The organism is Halochromatium sp. (genome assembly GCF_054919635.1).
On record NZ_JBUDPI010000111.1, the window covers coordinates 1 to 10,214 of the forward strand.

The 10,214-nt window shown below is 62.4% G+C and carries 11 protein-coding genes and 1 pseudogene; 11 read left to right on the forward strand and 1 reads right to left on the reverse strand.

Going from position 1 to position 10,214, the window contains the following annotated elements; genetic code table 11:
• A partial coding sequence (gene tnpA / locus ACY693_RS08720) for an IS200/IS605 family transposase (protein ID WP_462321438.1) occupies positions 1-285 on the reverse strand: 285 nt, incomplete at its 3' end.
• Positions 286-517: 232 nt separating this feature from the next.
• Here tnpA and ACY693_RS08725 point away from each other — a divergent pair.
• The 11 genes and pseudogenes from ACY693_RS08725 to serS all read left to right on the forward strand — a co-directional run.
• Positions 518-832 (forward strand): hypothetical protein, encoded by a 315-nt coding sequence (locus tag ACY693_RS08725; RefSeq protein WP_462321439.1) that lies wholly within the window; start codon positions 518-520, stop codon positions 830-832.
• Complete coding sequence (locus tag ACY693_RS08730) at positions 829-1,293, forward strand: hypothetical protein (RefSeq protein WP_462321440.1); 465 nt, start codon at positions 829-831, stop codon at positions 1,291-1,293. Before ACY693_RS08725 ends, ACY693_RS08730 begins: the two co-directional genes overlap by 4 nt.
• A 470-nt stretch (positions 1,294-1,763) precedes the next feature.
• Positions 1,764-1,949 (forward strand): annotated as a pseudogene (locus tag ACY693_RS08735) (lysozyme inhibitor LprI family protein); the annotation flags it as partial.
• Positions 1,950-2,131: 182 nt separating this feature from the next.
• Positions 2,132-3,214: a transporter substrate-binding domain-containing protein gene (locus ACY693_RS08740; protein WP_462321441.1), complete on the forward strand. Its 1,083-nt coding sequence runs from the start codon at positions 2,132-2,134 to the stop codon at positions 3,212-3,214.
• Between the two features lie 13 nt (positions 3,215-3,227).
• Positions 3,228-3,818: a hypothetical protein gene (locus ACY693_RS08745; RefSeq protein ID WP_462321442.1), complete on the forward strand. Its 591-nt coding sequence runs from the start codon at positions 3,228-3,230 to the stop codon at positions 3,816-3,818.
• Positions 3,819-4,127: 309 nt separating this feature from the next.
• A complete protein-coding gene (locus ACY693_RS08750) occupies positions 4,128-5,129 on the forward strand; it encodes a TIGR00266 family protein (RefSeq protein WP_462321443.1) in 1,002 nt (333 codons plus the stop codon).
• 184 nt (positions 5,130-5,313) lie between these two features.
• Positions 5,314-7,041, forward strand: a complete 1,728-nt coding sequence (locus ACY693_RS08755) for a c-type cytochrome (protein ID WP_462321444.1) — start codon at positions 5,314-5,316, stop codon at positions 7,039-7,041.
• A gap of 92 nt (positions 7,042-7,133) precedes the next feature.
• Complete coding sequence (gene crcB, locus ACY693_RS08760) at positions 7,134-7,508, forward strand: fluoride efflux transporter CrcB (protein ID WP_462321445.1); 375 nt, start codon at positions 7,134-7,136, stop codon at positions 7,506-7,508.
• 102 nt (positions 7,509-7,610) lie between these two features.
• Positions 7,611-8,402, forward strand: coding sequence for a TrkA C-terminal domain-containing protein (locus tag ACY693_RS08765; RefSeq protein ID WP_462321446.1), 792 nt, complete (start codon positions 7,611-7,613; stop codon positions 8,400-8,402).
• Between the two features lie 346 nt (positions 8,403-8,748).
• On the forward strand, positions 8,749-9,183 hold the full coding sequence (locus tag ACY693_RS08770) for a DUF190 domain-containing protein (RefSeq protein ID WP_462321447.1): 435 nt from the start codon (positions 8,749-8,751) through the stop codon (positions 9,181-9,183).
• 169 nt (positions 9,184-9,352) lie between these two features.
• Positions 9,353-10,214 (forward strand): serine--tRNA ligase (serS, locus tag ACY693_RS08775; protein WP_462321448.1); only part of this gene is annotated, 862 nt, incomplete at its 3' end.

Genomic DNA, 10,214 nt, shown 5'->3' on the forward strand with positions numbered 1-10,214 from the left:
CAACTCCGGAAACGTCTCGAACAGCTTGGTCGAGGTCCGTCCTTTGATCCGCCTCATGATTTCACTCGGCGCCATGTTGGGAGGCGCTGACACCAGAACGTGGATGTGGTCTTTGCTGACAACGCCCTTGAGAATCTCGATCTCAAACGCCTGGCAGGCCTGGCGGATCAGTTCTCGAGCTTTGAGCGCAACATCTCCTCTCAGCACGTGGTAGCGATAATTCGTGACGAACACAAAGTGGTACTGAATCTTGAAAACCGTGTGGCTACCATACCGATAGTCCATCTCTGTCAGCACGCCTCACAAAAGGCTTCAAAGATAAATCTGACCGCCTAAAGGCGGTGGTTTTAACCTTGCTTCGGACAATAAACAATAAGAAGACACCTTAAATTTATGGAAAGGGCACATTTCTGCTTTAGGCCAACGGTTGTCCTCGCCAACTTGTCTTCATGCCCGCTTTCGGTTTAGCATCCTTGCCACCCGTATATTTCAGATTTGTCGAAAAGGAGATGCTGAAATGACAAGAAGACTAGCACTTGCAGGGTTTGCCGTCGTTGCGGCCTTTGCCAGCCATGTGGCACTTGCCCATCACAGCCATCACACCGCGGACAAGCTCGCAGCGGCCCTTGTTGGTGCGGCGATAATCTCGGCCATTGATGATGGCGACAAGCACCAGCACCACCAGTCCCACAGCGGCTACAGTCAGCCCACCTACAATCCCGGCTCTTACAGACCGCAGGTCGGTGTGATCTGCTATCCGCGCCTCGAGGTTTGCGAGAGCGTTTATGGCAACTACGATGCGGCTTGGACCTACAAGGAGTTTGGCGGATGACATATCTAAAGCTTTTCGGCGCTGCAATCCTTGCAGGCGTCATGGTAACTTCCGCTTTCGCCCAAAACGCGCCGGCGAACACGCCACCAGCCAAAGACGCGGAGTCGGTCGCCTATGATGTCTACCTGCAAGCGCTCGGCTTCGCGGACTCGATTCTGACATCCGAGCAGGAAGCCACAATGGAGATTATCGCCTATCAGGCGGTTGTTGCCCGGGTGTGCACGACCTACGAGATGGACTACACGCGGCTGGCGCAGGCTGTCGCCACGCTCGACCATGTCGACAAGGCTGATCTCGACGCTGAACAGACCGCCTATGCCGAAAGACTGGTAATGATGTCGCTCGGGATCGCCATGGGCGGCATGTTCGCCGAATTCTCCATGGACCCGGATGCCTTCTGCACCAATGTGGACGTTTTGATCGACGCGATGGGTGAGGACGCGCTGGTCTCGGCTAAATAGGCAGACGCCAGGCGGATCCCACCGTGTCTGACTGTCACTTTGCACCGGGCCCAACGGTGTCCGGCTCCCCATCACAGGTATGCCATCAATAATGGCCGCAGCTGCTGCTCATAGAGCTGTGGCGAGGCTGGCTTGAGAAACGCGAGCTTAAGGAAGCGTAGCACCTGGCGGCTGAGCATTGTGAAGTTCTTGGTGACAGACGGCCGATGGATAAGCGGTCAGACGATTGTCGCGAACGGCGGTTACACGACACGCTGATCCATTGCCGGACCGACGCCGCCAGAACACTGATGCCTCTTGGTACTTCGCACACTGGCTGCCTAAGCGGCTGGTGATGCCTCAAGGCCTAAATAGCGAGGAAAACAAGCGCGATGAAATCTCTCCTAGCAACCTCGGCCACGTTCGGTTTGCTGTGCTTCCCAGCGTTTGCTCAAACGACCGATTGCGAGAACGCCAGCAGCCAACTTGAAATGAACGAGTGCGCAGAGCGCAGCTTTCAGGCGGCGGACGCCGAGCTCAACAGCACCTATAACACGCTCAAACAGCAGGTCACGGAGGCGGGATTGGTGAAGCTGAAATCCGCCGAGCGCGCCTGGAACCTGTACCGCGATGCTCAATGCGCCTTCGAAAGCGCGGGAACCCAGGATGGCAGCGTTCATGCCATGGTCGCCTCGTCCTGTCGCGAGGGCCTGACCCGCGCGCAGACCAAGCGGCTCGCGGCGCAGCTGAACTGTGAGGAGGGGGACGCGTCATGCGGCGGGCAATAGGGCAACAGGCTATGGCGTCTTACCGAATCAAACGCTCTATCGGTCAAGTGCTTGGCCGGAGCTTCGCGTGCATGCTGACCCTCCTGCTCTGGCAAGTCGCCGTCTGCGCGCCGGCATTCGCACAGGACGCGCCTTCGGAATCGGCGGAGCCAACCGAAACGCTCAAGGCGGGGCTCTATCTCAGTCCGCCCTTCGTCGTGCGGACGGATGACGGCTATTCGGGCATGGCGATCGACCTCTGGAACACGGTCGCGGCAGAACGCGGGTTCGAGACCGACTTTGTCGAGTTCGAAACATTCCGCGATTTGGTCGGCGCCGTCCGCGAGGGTGAGATCGATGTCGCCGTCACCAACCTGACGATCACCGAAGCCCGAGCAGAGCACATCGACTTCACCCACCCCTGGTTCGATGCCGGTCTCCAGATCATGATCAGCGACGCGCCACGGAGCGGGTTCGGCAGCGTCTTGCAAGGCTTGGCGGATACCGGGCATCTGCGCGTTTACGCCTGGATCGTCGGCATCATCTTGGGCGCCACACTGCTGTTGACGCTGTTCGATCGCCGGATGGACCCGAACTTTCCCAAGCGCTGGCGCGACGGCGTGGCCGAGAGCTTCTACACGGTCATGTCGGTCGCGGTCTCGGGTAAGCCGCCATCGCGCACGAAACTGTTCGGATGGGTCGGGCGCATCTGGGCGGGCCTGTGGCTGGTCTGTGGCGTCGCGGTGCTGGCCTATGTCACCTCCACAGTGACGAGCGTGATGACGACGATCGCCCTAACCGACCGCATCAGCGGTGTCTCCGACCTCCCGGGCAAGACGGTCGGCGTCATGACGGGGAGCACCGCGGAGGAGTTCGCGACCGAGAACGGACTGAGGAAAGTGTCGTTCGCCAACATCGATGCGGCGACCGAGGCGCTCACAGGTGGGGAGATCGACGCTATCGTCGGCGACGCGCCGGTGCTCGACTACTTCGCGCACACGCGCCCCGAGCATGACGTGCGCGTGGTCGGAGAGATTTTTGAGCCCGACAAATATGGCTTTGGCCTCCCTCAGAACAGCCCGCTGCGACGGATTATGACCATCGATCTTATCGGCGCGGAAGAAGCGGGAACGATCGAAGCACTTCGCACGCAGTACTTCGGCCCTCGGCATTAGGCGGTCCGCGAGATTGGACCAGGTACTCCCGGACCCGGCTGCGTTCTTCCACGTCCGGGTCATTGTGGGCGTTGTCACCGGCCTCGCGATAGCGCGAGTCCTCAACGGGCTTGCGCACTTCGTGCAGGCGCCGGAGCGCAAACGCGCCTACGGTGTCCACGTTGCATGGTCGCTGCTGCTACTGCTGATGATCATGCATTTCTGGTGGTTCGAGTTCACACTCGAACGGCTCGACCGCTGGACGTTCGAGGCCTACGCCTTCCTGATCTTCTACGCCGCCCTCTACTTCTTCACCGCCGCCGTCCTGTTCCCTGATCGGCTCGACGGGTACGACGATTTCAAGGCCTATTTCTACGATCGCCGATCTTGGTTCTTCTCGCTGCTGATCATTCTTTCTGTGGTCGACCTAGTCGACACGGCGCTGAAGGGGATGGACCACTTCCAATCCCTCGGCATCGCGTATCCCATCCGTCAGGGCGTTCTGATCCTATTGGCCTTGATTGCGATCCCCATCGCCAACAGCCGCTACCACGTTGCCTTTGTGGCGTTTGCATGGGCGACACAGGTCTGGTGGATTGCCGATCGGTACATCAGTTTGAGCTGATGACGAGGCTAGCGCGTGCGGGATGTGACAGGAGGCCCGCGCAGGCGGGATGTGCCGTCAACATGCGGCGGCGGGTCTGGCAGACGTCGGGCGCGGTGCAGGCGGCCGCGTTCCGGGGTGCTGGGACGAGCATCTGCGGCGCAGCGCGCCAAAATGTCTACTTTGGGTTGCATTGCCGCCGCCGTTTGTCGCAGCGCCGATGGCTCCAATGGGTCGTAAGCTGTCCTCAAACCCCCACACCACCGACGTCAGCTTATTGTCATGCATGATTCGAGTCAGCTTGTTCCCTGTCAGGAGGAGAATTCCATCATGTGGTACCTAAGCTACAACGGCCAACAGATCGGTCCGCTGGACCTGCAGCAAGCCCGCGCCCGCGCGGCCGCTGATCCCAATGGCTACGCCTGGCGAGAGGGCTTTGCCGATTGGCAGCCAATCGCTCAGGTCACCGAGCTGAGCGGGCCGGCTGCTTCCATGCCATCCAGCGCGCCGCCGCCACCGGCTGGCGGACCGCGCTCAGATGAGGTCGACTACGAGATCTTTGGCCACGAGATGCAGTACGTCGAGGTCGAGCTTGACCCCGGCGAGAGTGCCATCGCCGAGGCCGGGGCAATGATGTACAAGCACCCGGCGATCCAGATGGAAACCGTGTTTGGCGATGGCTCGCACAGCGGTCAGGGCGGTGGCTTGCTGGACAAGCTTATGGGTGCCGGGAAACGTCTGGTCACCGGCGAGAGCCTGTTTACCACGGTGTTCACCCATACCGGACAGGATAAGGCGCGTGTCGCATTCGGTGCCCCTTACCCGGGTAGTATTATCCCGCTCAAGCTCGATGAGCTCGGTGGCACCTTGATCTGTCAGAAGGACAGTTTCCTGTGCGGGGCCAAAGGCGTGGCCATGGGTATCTTTTTCCAGCGCAAGATCATGACCGGCCTGTTCGGCGGCGAGGGCTTCATCATGCAGCGCCTCGATGGCGATGGGCTGGTGTTCATCCACGCCGGCGGCTGCGTGACCGAGCGGGTGCTCCAGCCGGGCGAGACCCTACATGTGGACACCGGCTGTATCGTCGCCTTTGAGCAGCAGGTCAGCTTCGATCTACAGCAGGTCGGTGGCATCAAGTCCGCGCTGTTCGGCGGCGAGGGCGTGTTCTTTGCTCAGCTCACCGGTCCGGGTCGCGTCTGGCTGCAATCCCTGCCGTTCTCGCGGCTCGCTGGGCGCATGTTGGCGGCGGCTCCGCAGCGCGGCGGCAGCCAGGGCGAGGGCTCCGTGCTCGGCGGTCTCGGCAACCTGCTGAATGGGGATAATCGCCTCTAATGCTGAGGTCGCGGCTCTGGTGCCTACAGGTACAGCTTGACCGCGGTCCGGCGCTTACCTAATCTTCGCGCCTGATCCAACGCCGCAGTGCCTCGCTGCGCAGAGAATGTGCGTGAATACAGGTTCTTACGCCAAGATGCAAACAATAATCCTTGTCCCTTCCGCGCGCTTCATAAGTGCGGTTGTGCTCAGCCTTCTTGTCGCGCTTTGGGTGTTAGCCGCCGCTGCAGCTGCGCCAGATGCCAAGCTCGCTGAGCAGCTCGTCAGCCAAGGTGATCCGCAGCGCGGTATCGAGCCCTGCGCCAATTGCCACAAGGCTGATGGTGGTGGCAGCGAGGAGGTGGGTGCGCCGAGACTCGCGGCGATGGGCGCCGCTTATCTGGCCAACCAAATCCGCAACTTCCGTGACGGGCATCGACAGCACCCGATCATGGCACCCTGGGCGAAGCTGCTGACCGAGGATGAGATTGCGGCGGTGAGTGCCTATTTCGCGGCGCTACCGCCGGCGAGCAATGCCGTGGTGCCGAAGCACCTCGACCCCAAGTCCGGCGAATGGTTGGCGCTCTATGGCAACTGGCCAGGCCGTCGCTTGCCGGCGTGCCAGCAGTGCCATGGGCCGCTGGGCATCGGTGTCGGCGAGCATTTCCCAGCGCTAGCGGGCCAACCGTACAACTATCTGGTCGGCCAGCTGGCGGCCTGGGGCACCGGTGAGCGCAGTGGTGACTACGATGGCATGATGGCAGCCGTCGCGCACAAGCTGACGCTAACGGAGGCGCAGCAAGTCGCAGCCTTTTATGCGTCGCTGCCAGCACAGCAGGCGGTGACCACAGCGCGCGAGCTGGATACGGGCGCCTGGGTGCCGAGCGCGGCTGGCTTGACGCCCCCTGTGTCGGCTGTTCCGAAGGCGGCGGAGGAAAAACCGGCAGGCCGTTGGAGATGGCCGTTGCCGCAGTCCAAGGCGCACAAGGGGCCACTGCCGCATCAAGGGCCCGTGGTATCCGGCCGTGCATTGGCCGACGCGCGCCATTTCGAGCCACCGCAGCGCAGCGAGCGGCCGACGGACGAGTTTGGCGAGATGGTCGCTCTAGGCGAGTCCATCTTTAGCCATACCTACAGTCACGAGGTGTCGGGAAAGTATGTCGGCAACGACCAGGTCTGCGAGGGCTGTCATCTCGACGCCGGCCGGCTGGCCGGCTCGGCGCCGATGTGGGCGGCTTGGGTCGCTTATCCCGCCTATCGCGCGAAGAATCAGCAGGTCAATACCTTGAGCGAGCGCCTTCAAGGTTGTTTCAAGTACTCGATGAATGCGCAGGCCTCCGAGGTAGGGCATCCGCCGGCTGCTGAAAGCACAACCATCCGAGCGCTGATGAGCTACATCTACTGGCTGGCGACCGACGCGCCAACCGGCGATCGACAGATGTCTGGGCGCGGCTTTCCGATCTTGGCGAAGACCGAGCAGGGCTTCGATCCGCTGCGTGGCGAACTGGTCTATGCCGAGCACTGCGCGGTCTGCCATGGCGATGAAGGGCAGGGCGGCTACGCTGGCGCCGAGATGGTCTTTCCGCCACTCTGGGGCGAGCGCTCTTACAACTGGGGAGCCGGGATGCACCGTATCGATATTGCTGCGGCCTTCATCAAGGCCAACATGCCACTCGGCAACTATCTGGAGCTGACCGATCAGCAGGCCTGGGATGTTGCCGCCTTCATCAATAGCTGGGAGCGCCCTCAGGATCCACGCTTTGCGGGGGACCTCGCCGAGACCGCCAAGCGTTTCCACAACAGTGAGTTCGACTACTACGGCGTGAGGAAAGGGCGTGACGGGAAACTACTGGGTGCGATGGCGTCGTCCCCATCGCCCGCGGATGACCAGAACGATACCGAGACCAAGCGTGCTAATATCGGGACCGATTAACCATGAGGTGCCGCCGTCAGCATGGCTCGCAATAGGTCGGGCATCAGCTAAGCGGCTCGCCCAATGATTGGCCGAGCACGACGGGACAGGTGATGCTACAGATCCTGGCGATCGCTGGCGGCGGGGCGCTCGGCGCGGTGGCGCGGTTTGGCGTCTCAACCGGGGTCTATCGGCTCTTCGGTCGCGACTTTCCCTGGGGGACCCTGGCCGTGAATGGCTTCGGCTCCTATGCGATGGGTCTGCTGTTCGTGCTGTTTCTCGAGCGTGGTTTGGTCGCGCCCGAGCTGCGCGCGGCCGTCTTGGTTGGTTTCTTGGGATCATTCACCACCTTCTCGACCTTTTCACTCGAGACCCTCCTGCTGGTCGAGCAGGGCGAGGCACTGCGGGCCATGCTCAATGTTGCTGGAAGCGTGCTGCTCTGTCTCGGTGCCTGCTGGGCCGGAATCATCAGTGCGCGGCTGATATAGCCCCGTGCGTGGCGTTCTACCTGAGGTTGAGTCACTGGCACGGTTAGGTGTTCAGAGCGAGCGAATCTTGAAGCGCCGCATCCCGCGCCGCTGGAGCTGCCGATGATCCCCGTTCTGTCGCTCCTGCTGGTCGTCACATTCTCGATCCTCGTTACCCGGATCGCGGCGATCGCGCTGCGCCATACCGGCCTCGCCCGCCACACGGCGCGTTTCCAGGCCAGATCCGCCTTCACCGGTGCTGGCTTTACGACCACCGAGTCGGAGAAGGTCGTTAATCATCCGGTGCGGCGGCGGATCGTGCTGACCCTGATGCTGCTGGGCAATGCCGGTATCGTCACGGCGGTCTCCTCGCTGATCCTGGCCTTCGTGCGCGATGGAGGCGGTGACGGCTGGCCACTGGCGCTGAAGATCGCGCTGCTGGTTGCGGGATTGCTGGGCCTCTGGCTGGTGGCGACCAGCCGCTGGGTGGACCGGTTATTGTCACGGTTGGTCGAGCGGGCGCTGAACCGTTTTACGCAACTCGAGCTCAGCGACTACGAAGGACTGCTGCATCTCGCCGGTGAGTATCGCATTGCCGAGGTCGCCGTCGAGGAGGGAGGTTGGTTAGCCGACCGCCCACTGAGCCATATCCGCCCGGCCGAAGAGGGCGTGCTGGTGCTCGGGATCGCCTCGCCTGATGGCGCCTGGCTGGGCACGCCGCAGGGCGACACCCGGCCGCAGCTTGGTGACACCTTGGTCGTCTACGGTCGCACCGAGGCGATCCGCGGCCTGGCGGAGCGTCGCGCCGGGGATGAGCGCGACCATGCGAAGGCGGTCGCGGACCAGGGCCGGGTCGCCGGGGAAGAGCGGAGGTCTCGACGAGGACCGAGTGGCCTCGAGGGTAGCCCGCCCTGAGTTTTTGGCAGGGCTCCGCTGAGCCTGGATCAGGTCGACAGATGCGCCATCAAGGGTGGGGTCGCCGGGTCGGCATCAGTAACATCCGGCCTCCCGGATACGCGCCCGTTGGCAGGCTAGGCGAGGTGTCGCGGTCGCTGCTCGAGGTTGCCGGCAGTCTGCTGCACTGTCTCGCCGGCGGCTAGGTCGGTATCATCAAGGCTTGGCGGTTGTCGCTGTGCGCTGCGATCATGCGTCGGGCTATGCTCGGAGCACCGATCGGTCAGGTGGCAGACAGGTGGTGGCCAAGCGGTGGCCAGGCAGCACAAGCGACGGATCAAGACGAGCAATCAGCGCGGAAGGCGATATGAGCAAGCGGGGCGTTCATGCTGATGGCGTGGATGGCGATCATGTTTCTGGTAAGCCCCTGGCGAGCGCGTCTAATCTGGACCCGGCCCATGAGGCTGGCTTGATCAGGGCGACGATGGTGCGTGTCTACTTGACCGAATCGGACCATGGACTAAAGCCGCTGCTCAACTGTTTGCACGATGAACTTGGTGTACTGGGTGCGACTGTGACGCGCGGCGTCGCCGGTTTTGGTGCCTCGGGTGTGGTCCACAGTGCTGGTTTGGTGGATCTATCGACCGATTTGCCGCTGGTGCTGGAGTTCTTCGATCAGCCCGACCGCGCGCGAGTCGCGATCGAGCGCATCAAGGACTTCGTCGAGCCCGGGCATGTGGTCTCTTGGAGCGTGAGCGTTGAACGCAGCGACGCTGCTTCGGCGACACCGGGACAAGACTGATCTCGGAGCCGCGTCCCGAGGACCGCGCGCCAGTTCGGTCACCAGACCCATGTCGATCGCGACCTTTCGCACCTAGCAACGAGACTGCAGCAGCAGGTTGCGCAGGACCCACAAACAACGAACCCATGCTCTATTGCGAGCGTGCCCAGAATGACGGATCGACCCGACCATGCTTGACCCCAAACTCCTCCGCAGCGAGCTCGACCAGGTTGCGACACAGCTCGCACGCCGCGGCTTCACCCTCGATGTCGCCCGCATTGATGCCCTGGAAACACGCCGCAAGGCACTGCAGGGCGAGGTGCAGGAGCTGCAGAACCAGCGCAACGTCAAATCCAAGGCGATCGGCAAGGCCAAGGCGGCCGGCGAGGACATCGAGCCAATCAAGGCCGAGGTCGCTGCCTTTGCCGATCGGCTCAAGGCGATGGACGCTGAGCTTGAGGGCATTCAAGCCGAGCTGCGCGAGATCGCCCTTGGTATCCCCAACCTTCCCGATGCCAGCGTCCCCGATGGTGCCGACGAGAACGCCAACCGCCTCGAGCGGACCTGGGGCGAGCCACGCGCCTTCGACTTCGAGCCCAAGGACCATGTCGATCTTGGCGTGCCGGGCGGTTGGATCGACTTCGATGCCGCCGCCAAGCTCACCGCCTCGCGCTTCGCGGTGCTCAATGGACCCATGGCGCGGCTGCATCGGGCGCTGATTCAGTTCATGCTCGACCTCCATACCGAGGAGCACGGCTACAGCGAGACCTATGTACCCTATCTGGTCAATGCCGACAGCCTGCGCGGCACCGGTCAGCTGCCGAAGTTCGAGGAAGACCTATTCCGGGTCCCTGGGCCGGAGCGCGACTTCTATCTGATCCCGACCGCCGAGGTGCCGGTCACCAACCTGGTTCGCGATCTGATCTGCGATGCCGCCAGCTTGCCGCGCAAATGGGTCGCGCACACGCCCTGTTTTCGCAGCGAGGCCGGCTCCTATGGCAAGGACACCCGCGGCATGATCCGCCAGCATCAGTTCGAGAAGGTGGAGCTGG